22 protein-coding genes are annotated in these 26,756 nt (G+C 49.2%); 11 read left to right on the top strand and 11 right to left on the bottom strand.

Translation table 11 applies throughout. The annotated features are described in order from the left end of the window. The first annotated feature begins 40 nt into the window (after positions 1 to 40). Complete coding sequence (locus tag ACZ50P_RS16485; RefSeq protein WP_464132433.1) at positions 41 to 1,543, top strand: leucyl aminopeptidase; 1,503 nt, start codon at positions 41 to 43, stop codon at positions 1,541 to 1,543. A gap of 82 nt (positions 1,544 to 1,625) precedes the next feature. Here the strand turns inward: ACZ50P_RS16485 and ACZ50P_RS16490 are convergent, their stop codons facing one another. After that, positions 1,626 to 2,258, bottom strand: coding sequence for a hypothetical protein (locus tag ACZ50P_RS16490; RefSeq protein ID WP_464118873.1), 633 nt, complete (start codon positions 2,256 to 2,258; stop codon positions 1,626 to 1,628). Between the two features lie 297 nt (positions 2,259 to 2,555). Between ACZ50P_RS16490 and ACZ50P_RS16495 the strand changes: the two genes are divergently transcribed. Continuing rightward, the gene (locus ACZ50P_RS16495) at positions 2,556 to 3,305 is read left to right on the top strand and encodes a TIGR02147 family protein (RefSeq protein ID WP_464118874.1); all 750 of its coding nucleotides are present in this window, start codon (positions 2,556 to 2,558) and stop codon (positions 3,303 to 3,305) included. Then, positions 3,302 to 4,561, top strand: a complete 1,260-nt coding sequence (locus ACZ50P_RS16500; protein ID WP_464132435.1) for a hypothetical protein — start codon at positions 3,302 to 3,304, stop codon at positions 4,559 to 4,561. Before ACZ50P_RS16495 ends, ACZ50P_RS16500 begins: the two co-directional genes overlap by 4 nt. A gap of 54 nt (positions 4,562 to 4,615) precedes the next feature. Here the strand turns inward: ACZ50P_RS16500 and gshA are convergent, their stop codons facing one another. From gshA to ACZ50P_RS16520, 4 genes are read right to left on the bottom strand one after another with little or no spacing between them, the layout of a single operon-like run. Beyond that, positions 4,616 to 5,869: a glutamate--cysteine ligase gene (gene gshA, locus ACZ50P_RS16505; RefSeq protein ID WP_464132437.1), complete on the bottom strand. Its 1,254-nt coding sequence runs from the start codon at positions 5,867 to 5,869 to the stop codon at positions 4,616 to 4,618. A 30-nt stretch (positions 5,870 to 5,899) separates the two neighbouring features. Then, positions 5,900 to 7,006 (bottom strand): tetratricopeptide repeat protein, encoded by a 1,107-nt coding sequence (locus ACZ50P_RS16510; RefSeq protein WP_464132439.1) that lies wholly within the window; start codon positions 7,004 to 7,006, stop codon positions 5,900 to 5,902. Then, on the bottom strand, positions 7,003 to 8,079 hold the full coding sequence (locus ACZ50P_RS16515) for an ArsA family ATPase (protein ID WP_464118878.1): 1,077 nt from the start codon (positions 8,077 to 8,079) through the stop codon (positions 7,003 to 7,005). The genes ACZ50P_RS16510 and ACZ50P_RS16515 overlap by 4 nt, the downstream gene beginning before the upstream one ends. Continuing rightward, positions 8,076 to 8,945 (bottom strand): ArsA-related P-loop ATPase, encoded by an 870-nt coding sequence (locus tag ACZ50P_RS16520; protein WP_464132441.1) that lies wholly within the window; start codon positions 8,943 to 8,945, stop codon positions 8,076 to 8,078. The genes ACZ50P_RS16515 and ACZ50P_RS16520 overlap by 4 nt, the downstream gene beginning before the upstream one ends. A 128-nt stretch (positions 8,946 to 9,073) precedes the next feature. Between ACZ50P_RS16520 and tig the strand changes: the two genes are divergently transcribed. The 3 genes from tig to ACZ50P_RS16535 all read left to right on the top strand — a co-directional run bounded on the left by tig (position 9,074) and on the right by ACZ50P_RS16535 (position 13,212). Beyond that, on the top strand, positions 9,074 to 10,387 hold the full coding sequence (tig, locus tag ACZ50P_RS16525; protein WP_464118880.1) for a trigger factor: 1,314 nt from the start codon (positions 9,074 to 9,076) through the stop codon (positions 10,385 to 10,387). Between the two features lie 65 nt (positions 10,388 to 10,452). Beyond that, positions 10,453 to 11,346 carry a DUF72 domain-containing protein gene (locus tag ACZ50P_RS16530; protein WP_464132443.1) on the top strand — a complete coding sequence of 298 codons (894 nt, stop codon included), beginning with the start codon at positions 10,453 to 10,455 and terminating at the stop codon, positions 11,344 to 11,346. Positions 11,347 to 11,391: 45 nt separating this feature from the next. After that, positions 11,392 to 13,212, top strand: coding sequence for a tetratricopeptide repeat-containing diguanylate cyclase (locus ACZ50P_RS16535; protein WP_464132445.1), 1,821 nt, complete (start codon positions 11,392 to 11,394; stop codon positions 13,210 to 13,212). 16 nt (positions 13,213 to 13,228) lie between these two features. Here ACZ50P_RS16535 and ACZ50P_RS16540 read toward each other — a convergent pair whose 3' ends face one another. The 6 genes from ACZ50P_RS16540 to ACZ50P_RS16565 all read right to left on the bottom strand — a co-directional run bounded on the left by ACZ50P_RS16540 (position 13,229) and on the right by ACZ50P_RS16565 (position 18,252). Beyond that, positions 13,229 to 13,801 carry a hypothetical protein gene (locus tag ACZ50P_RS16540; RefSeq protein WP_464118883.1) on the bottom strand — a complete coding sequence of 191 codons (573 nt, stop codon included), beginning with the start codon at positions 13,799 to 13,801 and terminating at the stop codon, positions 13,229 to 13,231. A 63-nt stretch (positions 13,802 to 13,864) separates the two neighbouring features. Continuing rightward, on the bottom strand, positions 13,865 to 15,244 hold the full coding sequence (locus ACZ50P_RS16545; RefSeq protein ID WP_464118884.1) for a S41 family peptidase: 1,380 nt from the start codon (positions 15,242 to 15,244) through the stop codon (positions 13,865 to 13,867). Positions 15,245 to 15,248: 4 nt separating this feature from the next. Beyond that, on the bottom strand, positions 15,249 to 16,355 hold the full coding sequence (locus ACZ50P_RS16550) for a murein hydrolase activator EnvC family protein (protein ID WP_464135228.1): 1,107 nt from the start codon (positions 16,353 to 16,355) through the stop codon (positions 15,249 to 15,251). 4 nt (positions 16,356 to 16,359) lie between these two features. Then, the gene (locus tag ACZ50P_RS16555; protein ID WP_464118885.1) at positions 16,360 to 17,256 is read right to left on the bottom strand and encodes a cell division protein FtsX; all 897 of its coding nucleotides are present in this window, start codon (positions 17,254 to 17,256) and stop codon (positions 16,360 to 16,362) included. Further along, positions 17,253 to 17,915, bottom strand: coding sequence for a cell division ATP-binding protein FtsE (gene ftsE / locus ACZ50P_RS16560; RefSeq protein ID WP_464118886.1), 663 nt, complete (start codon positions 17,913 to 17,915; stop codon positions 17,253 to 17,255). Before ftsE ends, ACZ50P_RS16555 begins: the two co-directional genes overlap by 4 nt. Positions 17,916 to 17,997: 82 nt before the next feature. Beyond that, entirely contained in the window at positions 17,998 to 18,252 is a 255-nt protein-coding gene (locus ACZ50P_RS16565) for a hypothetical protein (protein WP_464118887.1), read from the bottom strand. Positions 18,253 to 18,371: 119 nt separating this feature from the next. On the opposite strand from ACZ50P_RS16565, the gene ACZ50P_RS16570 reads away from it, so the two are divergent. From ACZ50P_RS16570 to uvrA, 5 genes are all read left to right on the top strand, one after another. After that, the gene (locus tag ACZ50P_RS16570; RefSeq protein ID WP_464132447.1) at positions 18,372 to 19,085 is read left to right on the top strand and encodes a DUF481 domain-containing protein; all 714 of its coding nucleotides are present in this window, start codon (positions 18,372 to 18,374) and stop codon (positions 19,083 to 19,085) included. A 13-nt stretch (positions 19,086 to 19,098) separates the two neighbouring features. After that, positions 19,099 to 19,530: a large conductance mechanosensitive channel protein MscL gene (gene mscL, locus ACZ50P_RS16575; protein WP_464132449.1), complete on the top strand. Its 432-nt coding sequence runs from the start codon at positions 19,099 to 19,101 to the stop codon at positions 19,528 to 19,530. A 121-nt stretch (positions 19,531 to 19,651) separates the two neighbouring features. Continuing rightward, on the top strand, positions 19,652 to 21,049 hold the full coding sequence (locus ACZ50P_RS16580) for a hypothetical protein (protein ID WP_464132451.1): 1,398 nt from the start codon (positions 19,652 to 19,654) through the stop codon (positions 21,047 to 21,049). 74 nt (positions 21,050 to 21,123) lie between these two features. Next, positions 21,124 to 23,802, top strand: coding sequence for a penicillin-binding protein 1A (locus ACZ50P_RS16585; RefSeq protein ID WP_464132453.1), 2,679 nt, complete (start codon positions 21,124 to 21,126; stop codon positions 23,800 to 23,802). Beyond that, positions 23,799 to 26,750, top strand: a complete 2,952-nt coding sequence (gene uvrA, locus ACZ50P_RS16590) for an excinuclease ABC subunit UvrA (protein ID WP_464132455.1) — start codon at positions 23,799 to 23,801, stop codon at positions 26,748 to 26,750. The genes ACZ50P_RS16585 and uvrA overlap by 4 nt, the downstream gene beginning before the upstream one ends. Positions 26,751 to 26,756: the final 6 nt, after the last annotated feature.

Here is a 26,756-nt window from a genome sequence, read left to right on the forward strand (position 1 = left end):
AGTAACGCACAACAAAACCGAATAATTTTAAGGGGTTTTTATGGCTTTCAACTTGCTCAACAAAGACATCGACACATTGACCTGCCCGGCTTTGGTCGTGTTTTCCAAGTCTTCTTCTCAAAAAGACAAGCTCGCAAAAGTGACTCATTCTGAGCTTCACAAAGCTTTGCTTCCATCTTTGGAAGAAAAAACAATCACAGGCAAACACCAAGAAGCGGTTGTTTTCCGTGAATTCAGCTTCAAGGGCTTCCGCCACATCATCGTGGTGGGTCTTGGCAAAGAAAACGAAATCACTCACGAATCCGTTCGCCAATCCATGGCTTCTGCTTATGAAGCAATCAAAGGTTTGAACGTGACTGAAGCCGCTGTTCATTTCGATGGCGTTGCTTCCGGCAAAAAAGACGCTGCTGACTTTGCAAAAGCAACGGCAGAAGGTCTGATCCTGACTTCTTACGTTTTCAACGAATTGATGTCCGGCAAAAAAGACACTAAAGAAATCAACGTGCATGTTGCTTCCAAATTGGGTAACGACAAAGCCGTCAAAGCTGCTTTCAATGAAGGCACAATCCTGGGCTCTGTGGTGAACTTCTCCCGCCGCTTGGGGGACATGCCAGGCAATCTGATGACTCCGACGATCCTAGCAGACTCTGCGGTTGAAGGTGCCAAAGGCATTGCCAATCTGAAAGTGACTGTTTGGGACAAAGCTCGCATCAAGAAAGAAAAAATGGGCGGCCTTCTGGGCGTTTCCAACGGTTCTGATCAAGAGCCACGCTTCATCATCATGGAATACAAAGGGGCTGCGGCTTCCAAAAAGCCTGTGTGCTTCGTGGGTAAAGGTCTGACCTTTGACTGCGGTGGTATTTCTATCAAGCCAGGCGCTGGCATGGAAGAAATGAAGTTCGACATGTGCGGTGGCGCGAACGTTATCGGCACCCTGCTTGCGATCGCAAAATTGAAATTGAAAATCAACGCCGTGGGCCTTGTGGCATCCACTGAAAATCTGATCAACGGTTCTGCGACAAAACCAGGCGACGTTCACACTGCTCGCAATGGCAAAACATTCGAAGTGAACAACACCGATGCGGAAGGTCGTTTGATCCTGGCGGATGCTCTTTCTTACGCTACTGAGCTTGAACCACAAGTGATCGTCGATGCTGCCACTTTGACAGGTGCGATGGTTATCGCCTTGGGTAACACTCACACTGGTTACTTCACTCGCAACTCTGCTTTGAAAACGAAAGTTGAAAAAGCCGCTGCTCAATCCGGTGAATGGGTTTGGAACATGCCTTTGACGGACTTCCACGTAAAAGACATGAAGGGCACCTATGCAGACCTTTCCAATATCTCTTCCGGTAAAGGCGCAGGTTCTGCAACAGCAGCCGCCTTCCTTGAGCAGTTCGTGGGCGAAGGCATTCCTTGGGCGCACTTCGATATCGCGGGCACTGGCTGGGCTGTAGGCAACCGTTTGCCTTATTGCCCTAAAAAAGGGGCTTCCGGTGCGATGATTCGTACTTTCGTTGAAATTGCGAAGCAGTACACTTAGTCTTACCTGAGCTAAAAACAAAAATCCCCCAGGCTGTTTCAGCATGGGGGATTTTTTTTAACCAAACGATTCTAATTTTATATTACCAGCTAAAGACGACCGGATGCCCCAGAGTTTGGGCAACCTCGGGACCTTCAACGACCAACGCCTCGGAAGCGCTTTCATTGACCAACTTCACGGACTTCAACAACCAAGTGCGAGGCCAGTCATCGGGAAGATTGGTAAAACGAACTGTCACTTTGGGACCCTCGTTGAATTGGAATTCTCCATCGCCGGGACGCTCCCCAAGGATACGGGCCACCGGCACATACAAAGCATTGATCCGGGACATATCTTCAGAGAAATCACATCGACCTTCCACTTCCATTTGCGGTTTGTCGCCACCAATAGAAACACCTTCAGCCTCGAAGTTCAGGAAGACCTTTTGAAATTCCTGACAAGCCAGCTTTTTGCTGCCGCGCTCATCGACATACACAAAGTGACCCAAGGCAATGCCTGCCCCTTGTGCGTTCTTCTTGATTTCCAAACCGGTTAACAGTCTTTGCTTCACCGCCTCTTGAAGCTTTTCCCCACTGAGGTGAGAGAAATCAAAACTATTCCTCACGGCTGCGGGATCACGATTGATTTGAAGTTCATCTGTATTGGACTTTAACAAGCCATAGCCTGCCAGAAAACAAAACGCAAAAAGCCCGGCCCCACCTAAGATTTTTCTCATAATTAAAAGTGTCCTTTTGATTAGGATATCATGGTGATTTTTGGGCACATTCTATTTTGTTTTTTTGCTGGATTTTGGTCGCGAAAAACACCCTTTCTGACACTTTTCCGAGCCCACTTTCCCTACCTAAATCCAGTCCAAAAGCCGCCATTCTGCGTGAAATATTTTCGTCCTTTTCAAGGCGGCAATGCTTTTTCGCGTGAAAAGTTGGTAATTACCAATGCGAATGCCTCTCTGGTTTGAGGGCACCCATTTGGCCTTTGACACCCCCGGAAGGCATAAGCGATATACCCTCAAATGAACAAGACATCCGAGTTCTTATTGAACGAATACCAGAGACGACGCAACACCGCGCCGGAACTCACCAATGCTCAATTTGCCCGAATTTTAGGTATCCCCTCCAGCCGCCTGAGCGACTACATCAATGGCCGTCGCATCATGACTATGTCCATCGGCAAGCAGATCATCAAAGGACTCGGGTTGCCCGATTCAGAGTTTGAACACCTTAAGGGCCTTATCGAGTTCGACAAGCGTAAAATCAAAACACTGCAGCCGGAAGTACAACTGCGAGAAGATGAATTCGCTGTCATCAGTGACTGGTATCACTTCGCCATCCTGGCTCTGGTGCCGGTGAAAACATTCCAGCCAAATGCTGAATGGATTGCCGATCGTCTGAATATCCCCGTCGAAGTGGCTCATGCTGCCATTGAACGTCTTTGCCGCGTGGGTTTGCTGGAAGTGTCAGGTGGTAAATTCCTTGTCACTCACAAACAACTGGAAACCACCAACAACATTCCTTCCGAATCTTTGCGCCGTTCTCACAAACAAACGCTGGTGCAGGTTCTGGATTCCATGGACCGCATTCCTTTGGAATACCGGGACATCACTTCCATCACCTTTCCCATGAATCGTAAAAAGATTCCGGAAGCAAAACGTCTGATTAAAAACTTCCGCAGGAAAATGGCGACCCTTTTGACCCAGGGACCTAAGACCGATGTTTACAATCTGAATGTTCAACTTGTGCCTGTAACAAAGGTTAGAAAATGAAACGTATAAATCTGCTTCTTGTTGTTGCGACTGTATTTGGCGCCCTGTGCGCTCAGGCCAACAATTGGTATGATCGCGGCAATGCCGGCTTTGTCCTGGCCTGTGTTGGCAAAAAACCTGTGGTTCTTGATCTGCACGAAAACGAAACTCGACAGTTGGGCGAAATTCAGTTTTCCTCTCAGTCCCACACACAGTCCAAAGCTTTGGATATCATTGCCCGCTTGGAATCACATGATAAAGCACGTGCCTCCCAATACAAATCCTGGGCCTTGGCTTTCTTCAACGAAGTGCTGTGGGTGCACGACGCCGCCCTGAACCAGACACCCGATCTGGGCATGGTCATCATTCCAAACAACTGCCAGCTGGAGCAGGTGGTATTCCAAAGAAATCCATCGATCCTGAACAGCAAACGCTACATGATTAACCAGAATCTGTGGAATCAGCTGGATTCGGACAACCAGGCCGCGCTGATCGTTCACGAGATCATTTACCGCGAGTTCATGAATAGCGTTACCCAAGAACCCGCGTCTGAAAGAATCCGCGTCTTCAACCTGGTTCTTCATACGAACTTACTCGCAGGCCTGACGCTGCCTGAATACATCGCTTTGCTTCAAGAACTTCATTTCACCAGCTACACCAGCCAGAACCTGAAGTTTGCCATCGGCTATGAGTCCTCGAAAAAAGGTTGGTTGAATATCCCCATCACACTGAACGAGGCCGGCCACGTGATCGAAGGCACCTTGGCAGCGCAGCAGATGTTTATTCGCAAACACATCAGCTATAACTGCCACTCCACAGATCTGCCAGCTTTAGGTTATGTCCAGCTGGACGACAATGGCACCTTACGCCGCCTGAATGTACACAAGGACTTTGACACCAAATTGTGTGGACTGCCTTCCACCTTAATCACTGATGATGAAGGCCTCCATCGAATTTCAGGAAGTCGGTGGACCTTCGACGAACAGGAACGGCCGGATTACATTAGTGACCAGTTGCCTCAGTCAGGCCACAGCCTGAAGTACAAAGGGACGACTTACATCGTTCATTCCAGCATTCTTCAGGAAACTCCGTACTGGAGCAGTTACTACTTTGACAGCGAGTTAAATCTGATCGCACTGGATCTGGGAGGCCACCCCTGCCGGGATGAGAAGACTCGGAATGTGATCTTCTATCGAACTGTCAACGATGCCCCGTCACTGCTACTTTCGCTGGATGCGGCTGGAAACATCCAATCCCATCTGCCAGCTTGCTACTAATAAAAAAGGCCCGCTCTTTGAAAGACGGGCCTTTTTTCTTTTCTGAATGAACAGCTATTTGCCACAGCCAACAGGTGTATAACCTTTGAAAACGGCACCCATTTCCTGGGCCTCCATTGCGATGGCCAACAGACCCAGTTTCGCTGTCCAGCCATAAACGTTTTCCTGGGGACAGCCCGGCGTATTGATGGCCAGATCTGACACACACAAGCGCTTATAAACCGCACCGGGACTGTTTAAGCTTTCGGTCGAGCTTTTCTCCGCATGTGTGCGCAGGAAGCCCCCGGCAAGTTCACAACCAAGCATGTAGATGACGGGCTCAGCACTGGCTCCGTCTGCTTGCACAATTGAAGGAATGCCTTCCTGAATGATCACTTCCTCGACTTCGCGACCGCCTTTGGCCGCTTTCATTTTTTTGCGGGACTTGTAGGACCAGGACTTCACTTCCTCGCCGGAACCCACTCGAATCACAGCCAAACCATAGGTGCCCGCATTGTTTTTCACAAACACGAACGGCTCCTGTGTGATACCGCGCTTTTTGTATTCTTCGCGCAGACGATGAAGCATCTGATCCACTTTTTCCGCCAAGGCATTGCGACTGCCCTCGTCGCCGATATCGAAATGCTCAAACAGTTCGGTTTCTACCCGCAGCAGGAACGGATCAATCTTGGCCACTTCGGCGAACTCGCTGGCCAGCTGATTGTAGTACTTAAAGTAGGTGCTTTTTTTTCTTTGATACCAACCCAGTTCTCGCGGCGGATTCATGGGGAATTCGCTCATGGTGGGTGCCCACTCTTCATAGGCCTCAGAGAAGTCATTATTGCTGATGATCAAATCCGGCGTAAAGGACTTCAGCAGCTCGCCGTCTTTCAAGGCGGAATGAACAATCACTTCGTTCCCAGCAGAGCTGGTCAGCTTCAACGGCTCTGGCAGTTCACGTGGAATCGCCACCTTGACCGCACGACCCGTGGATTCGATCAAATTCCGAATGGTGTGGACGTTTTCCCAGTAAAAGGCATTGTTGGTGTGTTCCTCTGTCACCAGCATGATATTTTTGATTCCGGCGCCATAGTGCTTGGTGATGTACTTTTCAACCAATGCCACCGCAGATTCCTTGTCGGTCGGACAGATATTGTTAAATCCTGCCGGGAAAATATTGGCATCCACGTTGGAAATCTTGTATCCCGAATCGCGGATATCGTAGCTGGAATAGATGGGATAGGACATGTTCGCCGTCTTGGAAGCAAACCAAGCGCAAATCTCATTCATATTGGCGAGTGTTTGTTGGTGTAGAATCAGTTTCGCCATAGTATCTCCTTCGTACAGCAATAACAGAAATTATAAATTAGGATCTTCCGAGGGAACCACTTTAGGGGGAAGAGGTATAGTGGACTTCTTCTCCTCAGGCAAGAGCACGTCGACTTTGACTCGCCCGGCCCTTTTCAGACTGTGCAGACGCTGGGACTCCTCTGTCAGACCCATCGTTTCACCGGCGTTGTAAATAAGCAATTCAGTTTTCTTTCGGACCTCTAAGAGATATGCAAAGAACTCAGATTCATAAGAGTTCATATTCTGACCGCTGAGGGGTCTGTAAAGCTCTGCGCGCTCCATCAAACCCAGCAGCTCGGCACCGAAGTGGGACTGAAGCTGACGGGATTCGGTTTGCGCTTCCACTTGCGTGTAAAGATCACGATAGGTTTCCATCAAGGTCTTGAGCGCACGGGCGGACCAGACACTGTCCCCCAGACGAAGAGCTCGAAGTAAGTACACCTGCACCAACTTCTGCCCACGGATAAAGGCCGCAAAGTTGTCCGCTGAAAGTTGATTGGTGGAAACACCACCCATTTGCACATACGTTTTAACCAGCCAGTCTTTCGGAAGTTCAGCACCTTTTTCCGCCTGAACCTTCTCGATTCCATGCTCGGCTTCGTTTAAGTAGGCCACGGCCTCATTTTCACGATCTTGTCGACCATAGACAATCGCCAGACGCGCAGGAATTTCAGCAAGGGCCGTTTCCAAAGGCAAATAACGCCCCAGATTTTTTGCATCTAGCAAGGATGCCACGGTTTTAGCGTCATCCCCCAGGGCTTCATAAGCAAAAGACATTCGGTAAATGGCCTGAGCTGCAATCTCTGGCTGATAGATGCGTGTTTTGACAGCGATATCACGATACAAATCCAAGGCTTCGTGCCACTTCCCCTGCCCTGCCAGGGATTGGGCTTCCCCCAGACGAGACGCCTGCAAATATTGTGATTGAGGATGAAGCCCCTGGAATTCCTTAAACAAAATCACCGACTGATCAAAACTGCCTGCCGCCAAAGCTTTTTCCGCATTGACGAGCTGAGCCTGCTCCTGCGCCTGAACCTGACTTGTATTATCTGGTTGGCGTTGAAACAAGGAACATCCGGAAAGCAGAAACACCGCCACTGGCAAAAGATTCTTCATGCTTTCTTTTCTCCTTCGACAATCAGGGCCCCCAGCTCTTCCAGTCCCGAAAGATCGGAAATGTCCTTAACCAGGTCTGGAATGCGAAACACCCGTGCATCACCTTTCATGCCTGCTTCAAACTGGCGATAAAGCTGATCCCTTTGATTGTAGTAGGAGCGCATCTGGGAATACAACTTCACAAGGTCTTCGTGTTCTTTTCCGGGATCCTGAGCCGTGCTGAGGTCCAGCCAGTAAGGGAAGATGCGGTTTAAAACAACGGTTCCCAGATGGTATCCGCCTTTTTTGATTTCCTTGGAGAAATACTCGGCTTCCTTTAACTTGGCCTGATCAAACGACGTCACCAGACAGAACTGTGTCGTGGGCGCTACCAGCATACGGTGAACATCCACGGTTCGGCCCAGAAGCTTTTCCTGCCATTGCTCGATGTTGACAAAGAAGTCTCCTAACTCGCGAATGAAATTCGAGCCCGTCAAAGATTCCAGGACCTTCAAAACCTGTCGCGTCCCGGACTGCAACAGATGGCCGAAGAATCCACCTTTTTTCCCCTCGGGATCACGGAACCACTTGGCCACTCCTTCATTAAACAAGGCTGACAGTTTTTGAGGGGCGTTCAAGAAATCAATAGCGTGCTTGGTCGGTGGTGTATCCAGAATGATCAGATCGAATTCACCGGATTCGTAACAGGAATAAAGTTTCTCCAAAGCCGTGAATTCCTGGGAGCCACTCAGGTTGGTGGAAAGCTGCTTGTACAGGCTGTTATTAAAGATCTTCTGAGCTGCTTCGGTCTTTCGCGCCGCCCGGGCGACGAAGTCATCGAAGGTCTTCTTGTGATCTATGACCGAGGCAAACAGCTCCCCTTTGAAGCTTTGTCCCGGCACACGGGTGATATCTTTGCTGCCCTCAATACCCAGGGTCTGCGCCAAACGCTTGGCCGGATCAATGGTCAGAACCAGGACACGTTTGCCCTCTTGCGCCGCCAGCACCGCCAAAGACGCGGCCACCGTGGTTTTTCCCACCCCGCCACTGCCCACGCACACCAGAACTTTTGTGTTTTCAAAAAGTGATATCATCGAAGATTTCCCGCCACTTTTTCCACCAGAACCCACGGCTGATTTTCAAAGTACAAAGGCACCCTGGTCAGACGAACTCCCATTTTTTCAGCTGCTGACCACATCTGCTTTTGACGTTGAATATGGCTTTCAAGATATTCCGCAAACTTCGCCAGATCTCCGCCCTCATTTTGCACAGCCTGCAGCTCGCCTTCGGAAACCGAGGTCTCCATCATTTTGTTCAGTATCAATTCCGGAGCAATGGAAAATTCTGCTTTCAGTCGCGAAATCAACTCGTCGGCTTCTTTCAAAGGAAGTTCTTCCGGTAAGGTCACAATATGGTATTTGCAAATCTCAGGATTGCGCAGATGGGCGTCGATACTGCGGCTTTGCTCTCCCATCGGACCAAACTGCACAGCCTCGGCCATCCCTTTGGGGGCTTCCAACAAAGCAATGAAATGCCCGGTGGCAAAAGCATCAACCACAACACAGTCAAATGGCAAAGGCGGCCCGTGTTTGCGGGGACCACTGGTCACTTTGCCCAGGATCGCCAGCTCGGGAAGGGCCGGCGCCACGTTGATGAAGGCTCGCATGACGGCGTTTTCAAAGAAAAGTTTTGCCAGACTTTCAACCTTGATGAAGTGCCTTGCATACTCTTGCAGACAGGCCTCGCCCGTCCAAAGAGCCAAAGACAGATTCGGGCGGATCGAGGTGGGCTGAAAACCGACCTGAGGTACGCCGAAAAAATCTTTGAAAAAACTCTGGTCGCCCAGCTCAACAAGAAGGGTCTTTTTCCCCTCCTGACTGAGTTTTAAGGCCAGGGCCGCCGCCAAAATGGACTTCCCCACGCCCCCTTTTCCTGTCACAAAGTGAATCTCTTGCTTCATAGGTTCTAAGAGTGTCTCTGACCTCTGATTTATAGGCATTACGCACAGCATTACGGTTGCCTAAAGTCGGCCTGTCTTCTACTATCCACCAGTTTATAACGCGTCGGCGTAACTTAGGAGAAATAGACATGAAATCAAACGTAGAAAAGGTCTCTAATCTTTCTAGAAAGTTGAACATCGAAGTTCCTGCAGCGACTGTTCAATCTGCTTTCCAAAAGATCTTCAATGGCATCCAAAAAGAAGTAACAATCAAAGGCTTCCGCAAAGGTAAAGCTCCATTGGCAACAATCAAAAGTCTTTACGCTGACCGCGTGAAACAAGACGTTGTTCAAGACTTGATCCAAAAGCACTACTCTGAAGCTTTGAACGAACACAAGCTTGAGCCTATCAGCTATCCTGAATTTGAATTCGCAGATCCAACAGAGAACAAAGACTTCTCTTTCTCTGCTGCTTTCGATGTTCGCCCGGAAATCGTTTTGAAAAAATACGAAGGTCTGGAAGTTGAAAAAGAAAAAATCGAATTCGATCCTAAGAAAGTCGAACAAGTTCTTGAAAACATCCGTGCGTCCCGCGCAACTTTCGAAGTTGTTGCTGAAGACCGCGCTGCCAAAAAAGGCGATGTTGCAGTTATCAACTTTGAAGGTTTCATGGGTGGCGCGCCACTTGAAAACGGTTCCGGCACTGACCACAACCTTGAGTTGGGTGCCAACCAGTTCATCGAAGGCTTCGAAGACGGCATCGTGGGCATGAAGAAGGGTGAAACAAAAACTCTTTCTTTGAAGTTCCCGGATCCATACCACTCTGCAGAGCTTGCTGGTAAACCAGTAGAGTTCAAAGTGACTTTGAACCAGATCAAAACAAAAGTTTTGCCTGAGCTGACAAACGAATTCATCGCTTCTTTGGGCGGCCCTTCTGACCTTGATGCTTTGAAAAAATCCATCCAGGAAGATCTTGAACAAACTGAAACCAAACGCGTTGAAGACGCTTTCAAAAACCGTCTTTTGAAAACTCTTGTGAAAGAAAACCCAGTTGAGGTTCCACCGTCTTTGATGAAAGAACAAAAAGCTTCTTTGGTTGAAGACTTCAAAAAACGCATGGCTGAACAAGGCATGGGTCCTGATGATTTCGCATCTTACGTTGAAAAATGGGATGGCGATTTCGAAAAGACTGCTGCTGAAATGATCCAGTCTTCCTTCCTTGTGGACGCTATCGCCAAGAAACACGATTTGTTCTGCAAAAAAGAAGACCTGGAAGCTAAGTTTGCTGAGTACGCTCAACAAACAGGCATCGAAGTGTCTCGCATCAAAGAATTCTACGGTCGTCCAGAGCAGGCTTCCCGCCTGACTTACATGCTGACTGAAGAAAAAGTGATCGCTTTCCTGAATAAGTCCGTGAAAGTGAAAGAAGTTCCAGCGGGTTCTTTGAAAGAAGAAAACCACTAGTTTCTGATTGATCATGGCCCGTCAGGCCTTTGTCTGACGGGCTTTTTTTTGCCCGGAATTTACTTATGGAGTTCGGAAAGCTTTCCTCCATCGCGAATGTTGACTGGTCCTTGCCGCCGGATGATGGTGCATCTCTGGCCTATTTGAACAAGCTTCCCCGCACTGAAGGGCCCACACGTTTTCTTCTGGGCACCCCGGCCTGGGGACATAAAGAATGGATCGGCAAAATCTATCCGGAAAAAACCAAAGCTGCTGACTTCCTGTCTTATTACGCACAGAACTACAACACCATTGAACTGAACACATCCCACTATCGTATTCCGTCCCACGAACAAGTTGTAAAATGGCGCGAACAAGTCACCCCCAATTTTCAGTTTTGTCCGAAGGTGTTTCAGGGCCTTTCGCATTCCGAGCAGGGCCTGCTGGACAAGTCACTTCTAAAAGAATGGCTGCGTTTTGTGGAAAGCCTGCAAGAACATCGTGGGCCTTGTTTTGTTCAGTTCCCTCCGCACTTTGACTATTCCCGCAAGGCGACGCTGTTTTATTTTCTGCAGCAGTGGCCTCAGGAATTTGAACTCGCGCTGGAGTTCCGCCATGCAAGCTGGTTTAAGGACCGACAGATTCTGCCAGCATTGACTCAGTACCTGCAAAATCGCGGACTGGGACTGGTGATTACCGACGTCGCGGGCCGTCGCGACCTGGCTCACACCTCAATCAGCGCCCCTTTTACTATGTTGCGGATCATTGGCAACGACCTGGATCCCAGTGACTACACCCGGTCTCAGGAATGGGCGCGCCGACTGAATCGCTGGAGCCAGGCCGGTCTGCAAAGAGTCTACTACTTTGTGCACCAGCCGGACGACATCAAAAGTCCCGAAATGACTCAGGCCCTGATTCAATATCTGAACGAAGAATGTGATGCCGACTTGCCACCCTTACAATGGTGCGCCACCCTTTAGAGGTTTCACTTTAGTCTGTGCATGTTTTTACCGAAAGAACACCCAATGCACAGATCTATTCTTCTATGTCTCATTTTGGGAATCTTTGGCTCTTCTGCCCTTGCTTCGTCACCCGGGCAGGAACTTTTGTCAGAAGCTCAGGAACTGGCGGGTGCTGATCCACGCAAAGCTTTTGAAATGATCCAAAAGATCGAATCAACCATCCCCGTGACAGAAACCCGCCTTCATCTTGAAAAAGATCTGCTGAAGTGCGAGCTGCTGGTGGACAACAATGATCCGACCGAAGCCCTCAAGATCACCCGAAAATATGCAGGGGCCGAAAGCCTGAACGCAGACTTGCGTCTGAAAATCGAACTTTGTCACTATGCCGCTCTGGAAACCATGGGTGAATCCAAAACTGCCTTGGAAGGACTGATGAATGTTCTGGAAGTCAGTCAGCGTGAAAAGCTGCCCGAGGTGGAAGCCAAAGCACTGCTGAATCTGGGACAACTGCTGTCCTATCAAAATCAATTTTCACAAAGCCTGAAAAGTCTTCTGACAGCACGAGACCTGTTTGTCGCGCAAAAAAACACCAACATGGAGCGCATCACTTTAAATTCCATCGCGGTCCTGTATGGACGTATGGGTGAAAACAAAAAGGCGCTGGAATACTTTGAAGAAGTTCTGGAAAGGAACCGCTCACTGAACAAACAGCGCAACATCGCAGTGGTCCTGAGCAATATGGGCCGCCGCTATGAAGATCTGGGTGACTACAAGTCAGCTCTGAGCCATCTACAAGAGTCCTTGAGCATTCACAAAACCCTGGGGAACGTAAAAAGTCAGGCCGTCGTGGAACGCGCACTGGGTTCGCTTTACAACAATATGAATCAGCCGGCCAAAGCCCTTGGCCACTTGCAAAGCGCCATTCACACGTTGCAAGACATGAATCTTCCGAAGTCCTTGGCCCAGTCCTATCTGGAACTGGGACGAGCACATCTGAAACTTGGCAACAACAAACTGGCCCTGGAGAACCTGAAGAAAGCGGCTTCTTTTAACCAAGAACCTTCATCCGTTCAGCTTGCCATGGAGATCCGCGAAGAAGAAGCCCGCCTCTTTGAAGGAATCGGCATGTGGAAAGAAGCCTATCTTTCCCTTTTGGATTTTAAGAAGCAATCGGACCGCCTTCACAAGATCAAAGCCGACGAACAGTTGCGCCAGTTGAACTTCAAGTTCGATCTGAGCAAAAAGGAAGAAGACAACCGCATGCTGAAGGCCAAAAACGAAGCTCAGCTGGTGATTCTTGTTCTGACAAGTTTGCTTCTGGGATTGACGGCTCTTTTCACGATTCGTCAGATTCGCACGGCTCGTCGTATGCGTGAACTGGCTTTGACAGATGAGCTGACTCGCATCCCCAACCGACGCCATATCCTGGATTTCGCAGAACAGTCTTTAAGCAACTGCCGCCGCCAGAAGAATTCTTTGGCCGTGATTATTTTCGACATCGATCACTTCAAGAAGATCAACGACACTTATGGGCATGCCATCGGTGATGAGGTGATCAAACGAGTGGCGAAGCTGGGCTCCAAGAGTCTGCGCCGCGGAGATATGATTGGACGAGTCGGTGGCGAAGAGTTTTTGGCAGTTCTGCCCTTTACCAATCCGGCCGCAGGTCAGGATGTTGCCGAACGCATTCGCATGGAGATCTTAAATTGTGATATGTCGGATCTTGCGCCGGGTTTGCGCGTGACAGTCAGTGCTGGAGTGGCCTGCATTTCAGGAACAGACTGGAACGGAAATATAGACGGCCTGATTCACCAGGCCGATGAGGCGCTCTATCACGTCAAGAAAAACGGCCGAAACGCCGTCAGCCTGTCCATTGCCTCTTAAAATCAGACAAGTGACCTTATTGGCAGTTGTTAAACTCGCGGAAGTAGCGTTGGCAGACGGAATACTGAGAGCTGCAGTCGTTGATATCCGTGGACTGATAAGTCGTCGCCGGACATTCTTTGGGAACGCTTTTATTGACGACCGCTGTGAAGGTGCCTTCAGCATATACAGCATTGCTTCCCAATAAACGATAGCTGATCTTGTTCGTTCCATTTTCAAGCAGAGGCTTTTGGAACAAAGTTGAAATCCACAGATTAAAAGCATCTTCGCTGCGACCGCGAGAGCCTGAATAGCTTTCGGTCTTGCTGCGACTGGAGCCATCTTGATGAACGGCTGTCAGTTCAACCTTCGTGGCTCGGCCATCGCGAGGACCCACGAAATAGTCATAAGCGTTTGGTGACATCACAAGATCTCGGCAAGTGTAAACTGCAGATCCACTGCCGTTGAATCCACCGCACATCACTCGAACTTGTCCTTGAATGGGAGTCACTGTGAGAGAGTTGCCTTTTTCAAATCCAACATGCTGAGCCTGAGAAACTGAGCCCACGAACATGCCTAAGGCTATGATAAACTTAGTCTTTTTAAACATGAAAGGCCCCCTCTGCCTTGCTTGTTGCGGTAGAGTAGGGCCTCTAAATTCCTTAATCAATAACTAGCGCGTCAAAGCTTTCAGCGTGTCCCAAGCCTTAAGATAGCTAAATGCTTGATATGCCTGATAGTCTGTCTTGAACAGTTTGTCGCGTGGCGAAAGCTTGTCTTCTTTTTTTGATCCCACGTCTTTCCACCAAGCTAACGCACCCTCTTCGGCGCCTTGTTTTACGTCAAGTTTTTCCGCGGCTTTCTCGCGATCACCCTTCAGGTGTCCTGCGATGTCGCCCTCACGCGTGGTCACGGATTTCACGATCGCCTTTGAAAACGCTTCTGTATCCACATCTTCGATTTCGATATCAGGATGAATACCTTCCGCCTGGATCGAAACTCCGCTTGGTGTGTAGTAGCGGGCCACAGTCAATTTCAAACCACTGCCATCGCCCAGTTTGATCACGGACTGCACAGAGCCTTTGCCGAATGTTCTTTGACCGACAATCAAAGCACGTTTGTTGTCCTGCAAAGCACCGGACACAATCTCGCTGGCACTGGCCGTGTATTCATTGACCAAGATCACAATCGGGAAGTTGGTGAATTGTCCTTTTTTAGTGGCTGTCGCAATTTCCTTGTCATTCTTGTTACGACCGATGGTGCTAACGATGGTTCCTTCTTTCAGGAACATGTCACTGACTTTGATCGCCTGATCCAACAAACCACCTGGGTTTCTTCTCATATCAATAAGCAAACCAGACATTTGGTTTTTATTGTTCTTCATGTGATTTTCAACAACCTTTTGCAGATCCTTGGCTGTGTTTTCAATGAAGCTTGTGATTTTCACATAAGCAAACCCATCACCCAAATCAGTGTACTTCACAGACTTGATTTTCACGCTGCCACGAACCACCGTGATATCCCGTGGTTTATCTTCGCCATCACGAACCACGCGCAGAATGATTTTGCTGCCTTTTTTTCCACGCATCATCTGGGACGCCTCCACCAGGCTCATGCCCTTGGTGCTGGTGCCGTCGATACCCACAACTTTATCCCCCGCCTTGATTCCCGCCTCCCACGCCGGAGCGTCCTCAATCGGTGAAATAATCGTCAAGATGCCGTTTTGAATCGAGATCTCAATTCCGAGACCACCAAACTCTCCGCTGGTTTCAGTTTCAAAGTCTTTGAACATGTCTGGTGGCATAAAGTTGGTGTGGGGATCCAACTCGCGCAACATTCCTTTGATGGCGCCGTAAACCAGCTTCTTGGTGTTAACCTCTTCCACATAGTACTGCTGAATCAGGTTCAGAACCTTACTGAAGTTCTGAAGATCCGCATACCTTTCCTGCGCAAAGGCTCTAACCTGGAAACCTGTTTCTGCCATGATGAACAAAACCAGCAGAAGGGCGCCGCCCAGTATGTAGGTTTTCCAGTAGCGTTTAAGTGATTGCATAGTGTTAGAGTCCTTTCATCCACTGTTGCGGGTCGTAGGGTTCGGAAAAATGTCTAATCTCAAAATAAAGTCCAGAGGCGCCATCCATCGGAGCCTCGCCCACCTGAGCCAGAATCTGTGAAACCGTGACTTCATCGCCGGTATTCACCTTCACATCCTGAGTATGGGAATAAACGCTGTAGTAGTGATCACCATGATCCACGATCAACGTTGTTCCAAAACCGGGAATTTCGCCCACATATGAGATCTTTCCATCAAACACGGCTTTGACATTGCTGCCCCTGGCTGCGGCGATGAAGACACCTTTGTGTGTTAAAGTATAGGGGTGTTCTTGGCCTTTCATAAGTCCAAATTTGTGAGTTACCACCCCTTCAAGCGGAGCCGGCAACGCCCCTTTTTGATCTGCAAAAGACGGCTTGAAGAGCAGATCAAAAAGTCCAGCATCCTCAATATTGAACTGCAGGGACTTTTCACGAAGGCCGTTGATCTTATTGATGGCAAACATCTTATTCTTACGAATTCCATCCAGAAGCTTGCTCTTCAGGTCCTGCTCTTTGCGCAAAGCCTTTTCCTGATTGGCGATCTTCAGTTCCACCGACTTCAACCCTTCCAGCTTCTGCGCCAGACTTTTCCTTTTTGATTCCAGATCCTTAAGGTCTTTGGTGTAGTTTTTAATCAGCTCCAGATCACGTGCAGCCACCACACCCAGAATTTTTAAATTCCGTTCCAAAGAAACGGAGCTGGAGGAGGAGAAAAGAAAACGCGCAATCGAAGGTCCACCTAACTTGTACATCGCGCGCAGACGTTCGGCTAGCAACAGGCGCTGTTGTTTGGATTTCTGATCCAGCTCTTCAACCTTCGCGGTCAGATTGCGCACACCGACTTCCAGAAAAGCACGCTGTTGGGAAAGCTCCCCTTTTTCCGTCACGATTTTTTTGATTTTCTTATTTAACTGATACAAAGCCGACAGAACCTGACGCTGTTTGATTTCTTCGGCTTCAAGCTTTTTTTTGGTGGCCTCAAAGTCCTTGGCAAGACTGTCCACGTCCGTCGATGCTTTCGCACCCGCAGACAACATAAGACTCAATGCCAAAAGAACTCGCCACCACATCAAACTATGTCCCCTGACTTCCGGCAAACCCGTCATTAATTCGGCGCACGCACAGATAGGATCCCAAAGCTCCCAAAGCGGTTCCCATAAGAATAAAAGCCACCAGAACCACCGGCCCCAGGAATTGGATGTGTTGCCCCAGTTGAAGGAAGCTCAGTTTGGTGGTCAGTAAATTTTTGATGCCGACATAGACAACAAAGCACAGCCCCATCGCAATAACGGAAGAGGACACTCCCAGGAAGGCGCCTTCCATCATAAACGGTTTGCGAATCATCGAAGGTGTTGCGCCAATCATTTCCAGTACGACGATTTCGTCCTTGCGTGACTGAACCGAGGCTCGAATGGCGTTGGACATGACAAACAACGACGCCAGCAGGATCACCACACACAGGGCCTGCAGAGTAATTTCAATAGCGCTGACCAAAGCCGCATACTTTTCGACCCAGTCCTGCCCATAGCTGACTTCTTCCACACCCTGAAGACCCCGGACCTGTTCGGAAATTTTTTGCAGCACCGGCATCTGATCCGCGGTGGCCACGGAAGGCTTCAGTTGAATCTGAAAACTGGCCGGGATCAAACGCAACAGCTCTTCATCCTGGGAAATGTCCGGAGCATAGCTGGCCATCTGAGAGCGAAAGTCCCCCAGGGCTTTTTCCTGAGAAATGAACGTCACCGTCCCGACTTCTTCATGCTCTTTCAGTCGGGCCTGAAGATCCTCGCGCCCTGCATCGGAAAGATCCTGCGCCAGATAGACAGTCATCTGCACGTCTTCGCCCCACAAAGTCAGGATGCTGCGGAAATTTTGTGAAATTAGCAGGGCCGCTCCCATCACAACAAAACAAGCTGTGACAACGACCAGAGTGGAAAGCTTCAAGGCCCAGTTCTTTCTTGGAGGTCTCACTTGGTGTCCCCCACGATCATTCCATCTTGAAGCAACAAGGTGCGCTTGTTGCGGCGCTTGACCATTTCGTGGTCATGGGTTGCCACAAACACGGTCGTTCCCTGCGAACAAACCCGCTCCAAAAGATCCATGATTTCTTCACTTAAGCGGGGATCAAGGTTTCCCGTCGGTTCATCGGCAATCAGAACACCCGGTTGATGGATGATCGCGCGGGCAATGGCTGTTCGCTGCTGCTCACCACCAGACACAAAATCGGGATACTGATCGTGTTTGTGAGCCAAACCCACTTGTTCCAGCACTTCATACACCCGACGCTGGATCGCCGGAGCCTTGTCGCCACGAACCTGCAGCGGTAAGGCTACATTTTCAAAGATGGTACGATCTTTCAGCAGTTTGAAATCCTGGAAAATCACACCAATTTTTCGGCGGAAGAACGGAATATGAGAATCCCGAATGGTCAGCAGATCATGGCCGGCCACTTTCACGTCACCGGAGGTCGCCACATCGTAAGCTGAGATCATTTTAAACAATGTGGTTTTACCCGCCCCGCTGGGCCCGGTCAGAAATACGAACTCACCCTTGTCGATGCGCAGATCAACATTTTTTAAGGCATGAACAGGGCCAGGATAGGTCTTATAGACGTGAGAGAATTCAATCATCCCTTCATCTTATGAAAGATGGGGGCTGATGAATACTCGCCACAAGTCGAGGTTTTAGAGAGAAATCCTGTTTTTTGGGATTTTACGGCATGCTTCCCGCCATCAATGTATCGATGACGGTACTGTGTTGGCGTCGTAACGCCAACTTGATGGCCTCTTCTGACTGAGTCGACCCGAGTTTCAAGACGGTGTCGTAAGGTGTCTTAATGGTCTTCAGGACCGCACCGTTGCAGAAAATTCTGCTGACCAGATAGGGGTTCTGTACTCCCCAATCCTCTGTCTGAATGTGGTACTTCTGCCCTCGCACTGTAATGTCTGAATTAAAACCCTTTTGCACCTTCACAAACCTCGAACAGAAAATAGCAGATTTTGCTGTGTTTCTCACCACATTTTTCTTGGATGAGGGTCGAAAAAAATCTAGAGTCAAAGCCTGTCTAAATAAAAGGAGATTTTGCTATGAAATTGTTCTCATTGTCGGCAAGTGTTTTCGCTTTGCTTTGTTCCTTCTCTGCTATGGCAGCAGAGCCTTTCACCGGTGAAGCAGAGGCAGGTGCGGTTGTCGTCAGTGGCAACAGTGACTCCCAGAGCTACGCTGCCAAAGGGAAAGCTGTCTATACACACGAAAAAAATGTGTACACCACTTTTGGCCGTTACTTGAAGACGGACTCTAATGGTGTTGAAAGTGCGCGCAACTGGGAAGCCGGGGCTCGTTATGAACGTGAATTGACAGATTATCTTGGAGTCTTTGCGGGGCAAAAAGCTGAAAGTGATGTATTCAACGGATACGTACAAAGGGATTCGACGGATCTTGGTTTGAAGTATTCCCTGATCAAGAGCGATGCCATGAACTGGTTCTTCGAGGTCGGTTATCGTTACCAAAAGACCTTGTCCACAGCCGGAACAGTTGCTAACGACAACATGGGTCGTTTGTACTCTGAGTTCAACAAAGCACTGGATAAGACTTTGTCCTTCAAATACTGGGCGGAATATCTGCCTAACTTCACTGAACCTGAAGCATATTTGTTCAACACAGAGGCTTCTTTGAACATTATGTTAAACTCCGTCTTCTCTCTGAAATTGGCTTACCTATTACAATATCAGAATGAATTGCCAGCAAGTGGCAAGTACACGACAACTACGACTACAATGAACCTTGTTGCGAAGTTCTAAGAAAGGAACCACCATGTTTAAAGAGTTCAAAACGTTTATCATGCGCGGCAATGTCCTGGACATGGCCGTGGGTATCATCATTGGTGCCGCCTTCGGCAAGATCGTGTCTTCTTTCGTTGCTGACATCCTAACTCCGGTCTTGAGTTTGGGACTGGGAAAAGTTGATTTTTCAAACTTGTTTGTTGCTTTGAATGGCGAAACCTACGCAACTCTTGAAGCCGCCAAGCAAGCAGGGGTCGCGACCATCAATTATGGACTGTTCTTAAATATCGTTTTGGACTTCTTGATCGTGGCTTTTGCCATCTTCCTGATCGTTAAAGCGGCCAATAAGATGCAAAAGGCTCCTGAGGCGGCCCCAGCAACAACCAAAGAATGCCCGGAATGCTGCTCTCAGATTCCTGTCAAAGCCCGCAAGTGCCCGAACTGCACAAGCGCTGTTGCTTAAGACTTACCAAAGCCCGGTTCCCACCGGGCTTTTCTCATTTTGAGACGTAAACCTTTTGATCGCCCCTGCCGATAATTGGTACTGCACTTGCATCAGTAACCATCATCGGGGAGGAAATCAAATGAGTACGATTTCAAACTCTAAAAAAAGATCAACTGTCAAATTAGTTATCAATCTTCTGAGCATGTCTTCCCTTGTGACTCCTGTTGTGTCTTACGCTCAACCGACGGCTCCAGGGGTTTCTGTTCAAATTTCGCCTGAAGCCTACGAAAACACAATGAAGAAGCAGGAGTGCAACAACGCTCGGGATAAAATTGCTGAAGCGGAAAGAGCTATCGGTACCGCCTGCCGTAAAGCCGGATTGGGTAGCGGATCAAACTGTGTGGCCAAGGCAGAATCCTGTGCTGAAACCATTGGGAATGAAGAGTTCAGCACCACCGACGCCATCGGCACAGTTCTGGGGCTTCCGGTAAATTCCAGTTTGGGCTCCTCCTGCCCTCAGATGAATGGTCGCGATTACTTTGATGAAGTCAAACGTCTGAACCAGGAAGTTAAAGATACAGAAAAAGATATTGCGGATCTGGGTCAGGAAAAGGCGGATATTGAGAAAGAGTTCAACGAAAAGATCGCGGAACTTCAGCAGGCTCTGACCGACGCCCAACAGGAGCTTGAAAAAACCAAAGAAGACCTGGACGCCGAAGAGCGTGAGCAACTGGCAAGCTTCCAGCAAGCTCAAGTTTCCAACAAAGAACAGTTGCGCGCCAAAGGCAGTGAACTGATTTCACTGCGAAGTGCTCGCACGGCAGCTTTGCGCAATAAAGCGACAAAGATGCTGGAGCTGACGGCTGAGACCAGCAAATACACTTGCAATGGAGAGTATCTGAAAGCCGCAAAAGAGTACGGCAATGTGAGTGGCAATTCCAGCAAAAACCATATCAGCAAAGCCAAGGCTCAAAAGGCGGCCGCTCTTGATGCTTTCCAAAAATGTATGAACCGCTTCCAACAGGCGCGAATCAAGGTCAGCGAGGACACACAGGCAGAAGTTGAGGCTCTGGACGACAAAATCCGCTCTGCAGAATCCAGCATGGATGAACTCAATGACACATTAAATCTGGCGGCCACTCAGCTTCAACAGATGAAGGATTCCACCTCTAAGAAGAAAACGGCTGCTGAAAAGAAGGTTACAGACCTGATGACATTGACCCAGCAAAAAATGACGGCAGCACAACAGGAGCTTCAAACTCGACTTCAGGCTTTGGCAACTCGCCAGGCCAGTTTGCAAAAAGCCCTCACAACTGCCTCCAACGAGCTGATGACTCTGAAAAGTTCGCCAGCGCCAAAGAAAAGTGCTGAATACACTGCCGATGAAGCTTCGGCTGAGATTTCTGGCGAAATAGCCAAAATCAATGGCGTCATCGCCAGCGCGGACCCCGACTGCAACCTGGAAAGCTCTTTAGCCTCGGCAAAAACAAAAAGATCCGCACGCGAGAGCAAAAAAACCCGAGGGACGCGCAACTAGCCTTCGGGCCAGTGTCCCTAGACCCTACCCTTTCACACTGTTAGAATGGGGGCTTATTAAAGGAGCCCCCCACAGTGTTAAAAAAGATCCTGCTATTCTTCGTCGCCCTCGGTCTTATTGGCATCCTCAGTGCGTATCTTATTATCCAATCAGTAAAGTCCGGCCTGCCTCAACTGATCACAGTCAAAGACTATCAGCCCTTGCTGGTCAGTCAGGTCTATGATCGCAATAATAAAAAAATCGGCGAGTTCTTCCGTGAAAGAAGAACTCTCGTCCCTTATGACAAGATTCCCAAGAATCTAATCAATGCCTTCCTCGCAGCCGAAGATGATCAGTTCTTCTCGCATAAAGGAATCAACCCTCAAGCCATCTTCCGTGCGGCTTTGGCCAATCTTCGCGCCGGCCGATCGGTGCAGGGTGGATCCACGATCACTCAACAGGTGGCAAAAACACTGCTGTTATCCTCAGAAAAAACTCTGACTCGTAAGTTGCGCGATATCCTGCTTGCCATGGAGATGGAACGCAACCTGAGCAAGGAAGACATTCTATTCCTGTACCTGAATCAGATCTACTTCGGTCAAGGGGCCTACGGTGTCGAACAAGCTGCCCAGACATACTATCGCAAGCCCGTTTCCAAACTGACCCTTTCAGAAATGGCAATCTTGGCGGGACTTCCCCAGGCGCCTTCGCGCTACAGTCCGGTCAGCAATCCCCTTCGCGCCAAAGAACGACAGATCTACGTTTTGCGTCGTATGGCGGATGTGGGATTTGTCAGCAAAGACGAAGCTGAAGCTGCCATCCAAGAACCCGTCAAAGTTTATGTGCGGGAAAATTACGAAGAGTTCGCTCCGTTCTATCTAGAGACTGTGCGCCAGCTGCTTGTGGCTCAACTGGGGGAAGACCTTGTTCTGGATAAAGGCCTTCGCATCTACACAAGCCTTGATCTGACCAAACAAAAGGCGGCTCAAGAGGCTGTTAAAGAAGGTCTGAAATCATTGGACAAGCGTCAGGGCTATCGTGGTCCTGTGAAAAACATCTCTGACAACAGCGACATCGAAGAGTTCCTGAAAGAGACCCAAAAAAAGCTGATCTCCGATTTCACTCCCGAGCGCATTATCATGCCCGATGGAAAGTTTGCTGACATTGTCCCAGTGAAAACGGCTCAGGACATGAAAGAGCATCCTCTTCTGCCCCCGTACATCAAGCTGAAAGACTCCGTCAGTGGTGTTGTGGAGAAGATCGACGATGCGCAAGGCTTGGTCTATGTTCGTCTGCCTGAAACCATGGGTCTGATTGATATCGACACGATGACCTGGGCGCGCAGGCCGGATTCAGACCAGCGCTGGGATTTAGCCTCTATCAAAAAGCCGTCCGAAGCCTTGAAAAAAGGGGACGTGATTCTTGTAAAAGTGGTTGCCGATCAGTTCTCTTCATCCCGTTTGCAGGGGAACTCCAAAAAGAAAGGTGTCACCACAGGCACACCGGATCTTAGCAAGTTCGTTGGACTTGAGCTGGATCAGGAACCCTTGGTGGAGGGCGCTTTGATTTCCTTTGACCAACAAAGCCAGGATGTCCTGGCGATGGTTGGCGGTTCTAACTTTGCCAAAAGTGAATTCAATCGTGCCATCCAGGCCCCTCGTCAAACAGGCTCTGCGTTTAAAGCCATCGTCTATGCTGCGGCTTTGGAAAAAGGCTACAATCCGGCGACTCCGGTTATGGATGCACCCATTGTCTATGAAGAAGGTGGTTCAGCAACCGACGATGCCGAAGGTCAGGGCGACTTGAAAGTTTGGAAGCCATCCAATCACTCCAAGAGCTTCGGTGGCGACATTTTGTTCCGCAATGCGCTGGTTAAGTCCCTCAATATCCCGACTGTTAAGATCATCGAGGATGTTGGAGTTCCTTGGGCGACGGAGTACGCAAGAAGACTGGGCATCTACAGCCCGCTGAATCCGGACTTTACGTTGGCTTTGGGCTCCAGCAGCGTGACCTTGTATGAGATGACGAAGGTGTTTTCTGAATTTGGTCGCTTGGGGAAAAGACTGTCTCCGATGCTGATTCACAGAGTGGATGATGCCAACGGAAAAACTTTGCTAAAAACAGTTTCGCTGGATGCCCGATTTGAAAAGGAAATCAAATCCATCGATGACGCTTTCGAAGAGCGCCGCAAAAACTACCTCGAGTCACTGAACGCCGGGAACAAAGAAGAGGACGCGCAAAAAGATCCAAAGAAAGCCAAGTTGGATGACAGCATTTTCTTCCAGGACCCGGATCAACTGATTCGACCTTCCACAGCTTATGTGATGACGACTCTGTTAAAAGGCGTTGTTGAAGATTCCGGCGGTACAGGCGGTCGGGCTCGCGCTGTCGGTCGCGAGGTCGCTGGTAAAACCGGTTCCACCAACAACTACTTTGACGCGTGGTTTATCGGATACAGTCCTCAGATTTCAACAGGTGTCTGGGTGGGCTTTGACAAAGAAAAGAGTCTTGGCAAGGGCGAGGTTGGCGGACGCTCTGCTTTACCGATCTGGGTTGACTACATGAAAGCGGCTCACGAAGGACTTCCTCAGATGACTTTCCCCGTGCCCGACGGTATTGTGTTTGCTAATATCGATAGCGAAACTGGCAAGTTGGCTTCGGCCGCTACTAAAAAAATTATTCGTCAGGCATTCGTCGAGGGCACTGAGCCAACAGCTGCCTCCAACAAGGCTGAAGAAGCCACTGACTTTTACAAACAGGATTTCTCTGAATGAAGGATATTCACCTCTGGGGGGTGAAACAAAACAATCTTAAGAACATTGAGGTCAAGATTCCTGTCGGTTCAATGACAGTCATCTGTGGCCCCAGTGGTTCCGGGAAGTCTTCCCTGGCCTTCGAAACACTTTTCGCCGAAGGACAGCGTCGCTTTATCGAAAGCATGTCGAACTATGCCCGACAGTTTTTGAACAAAGCCCCCAAGCCGGATATCGAGGGGATCAACAACATCCCCCCGGCCATTTCCATCGAGCAGAAGAACACGGTGAAAAGCTCCCGCTCCACCGTGGGCACAACGACAGAGATCATTGATTACCTTCGTCTGCTGTACGAAAAGATCGGCAAGTCCTATTGCCCCACTCACCACTGCCCGACTGAAAAAGAAAGTGTCACTGAAGCTACCGACAAAGTTTTGAAAACATTTGCCGGAAAGCGCGGTTATCTGATGGTCGAGATTAATGCGGAAGGGCGTGTGGCAGAAGGCAAAAAACTTCATTCGCTGCTTCTGCAGGACGGTTATCTCCGTATTTATATTCCCAAGGTCACAGAGTCGCCTAAGAAAGCCTCAACGACCAAAGCGGCCGGAAAAAAGAAAGTTGCCAAGAAGGCATCTAAAAAGATTGAAGCTGAAGATGCTCCAGTCCCAAGCTCACCCAGCGGGACAACGACTGAAGAAATGGGTACCGTCGTGGAAATCGGCGATGCCGCTGCCATCAAAAAAGGCCTGCCAAAGGAAACATTCTATCTGGTGATCGACCGTATGAGCTTCAATGAAGACGAACGAGGTCGAATCGCCGATTCTTTGACTCAAGCCTATGATGCCAGTATCAAATACAATACGAATCTGATTACCCGCAGAGCCACAATCCTGGCCACGGATGGGCAACGTCTGCAGGTCAGTGAAGAGGCTTCCTGCCCGGTGTGTGGTTATACTCCGCCACCACTCAGCTCCAAACTTTTTAGCTTTAATTCTCCAATCGGAGCCTGCCAAACCTGTAAGGGCTTCGGGAACATTCTGGATATTGACGAAGAAAAAGTGGTCCCGAATCCTTCCTTAAGCTTGGCGCAAGGGGCCCTGAGCCCCTTCTGGATGCCCAGTGCAGCACATGAGAAGAAACAACTTCTGGCATATTGCAAGAAGGCCAAGATTGATCCTCACACGCCGTGGAAGGATCTTCCTAAAGATCACCGCGATGTGATCTGGAATGGAAACAAGGATTTCTTCGGTGTTCGAGGCTTGTTCGAATATCTGGATCAAATCAAATACAAGATGCACGTTCGCGTCTTTATTTCCCGCTTCCGCAGTCCGTTTCAATGCCCCACCTGCAAAGGTGCCAGACTGCGTCCGGAAGCCAATCACGTTTTGATTTCCAATGCGAACATCAATGAACTTTCCAACATGACCATCGAGGACCTCAATGCCTTCTTCCAGAAACTGGAGGTGACTGCTTATCAGCAGGAGGTTGCTGGGGAAATTCTGAAACAAATTCGCTCGCGCCTGGAGTTCCTGATGCGCGTAGGGGTTCACTATCTTTCCTTGGGACGTGAAACCCGCACACTTTCCGGCGGGGAATATCAGCGCCTCATTTTGGCGAATCAGCTGGGCATGGGGCTGTCACAAGCCTTGTATGTGCTGGACGAGCCCACAGTAGGCCTGCATCCGCGTGACAACGATCGCCTGATTTCCATTTTAAAAGACCTCAAAGACCTGGGAAATACACTTGTGATCGTCGAACATGATCACGACGTTATCAAAGCCAGCGAAAACATCATCGAAATGGGCCCGGGATCAGGTTATCTGGGTGGTGAGGTTGTTTATTCCGGACCGACAGAGAAGTTCTATAATTTTGCAAAATCCAACACGGTTCCTTATTTGAAGCCCTCCAAAGGCGCTCAACCACTGAGGGCGGTTCGTCCCGTGGATGTCGATAACTACAAAGTGAAGATCGAACTGAAAGGCGCCAAGGGTCACAACCTGAAAAATCTGGATGTGGTGATTCCCTTGAATCGACTGGTCACGGTCACTGGTGTCAGCGGCTCTGGTAAATCCACTTTGATCTCTAAAACTCTGTATCCCGCCTTGGCGCGGGCTTTGGACATTGAGTACCTGCCGTCACAGGAGTATTCCGGACTGGATGGTGTGGAGAACATCAAAAATGTTTTGTTGATTGACCAGTCGCCGATTGGTAAGTCGGCACGCAGTTCACCGATCACATATCTGAAAGCCTTTGATGCCATCCGTTCCATCATGGCAACAACGCAAGAGGCTCAAAGTCGTGGTTATACCGCAGGCACATTCAGTTTGAACGTGGACGGCGGTCGTTGCCCGGCATGTAAGGGTACTGGCTATGAAGAAATCGACATGATGTTCATGGATAACGTGGTTATCCCCTGCGACGTCTGTGATGGTAAAAAGTACCGTCCGGAGATTCTGGAAATTCAGTACAAAAACAAGAATATCCACGAAATTCTTTCCATGACCGTGAACGAAGCCATGAATTTCTTTGTGGCGCATCCGAACATTCGCAAACCGTTAAGCGTTCTAAAAGAGGTCGGGTTGGATTATCTGCAACTGGGGCAACCGGCCAGCTCTTTGAGTGGTGGGGAATCTCAGCGTCTTAAGATCGCTAAAGAGCTGTCTCAAGTCCAACAGAAGTCCACTTTGTACATTCTGGATGAACCGACTACGGGTCTACACTTCCGCGAAGTCGAGCTGCTTATGAAGGTTTTGAGCAAACTGATTGAAACCGGCGGCAGCGTCGTGGTCGTAGAGCATAATTTGGACGTGATCCGCGGGTCAGATTATATTATTGACCTCGGCCCTGAAGCGGGTAAAAAGGGCGGAAACATCGTGGCAACGGGCACTCCAGACGACATCATGAAGGTGAAAAAGAGTCTGACGGGCCAATACCTCAAACGATACGTTGAAAGCCACAAGAGCTCATAAAACTGG

The sequence above is a fragment of the Bdellovibrio sp. CKG001 genome, assembly GCF_055397465.1.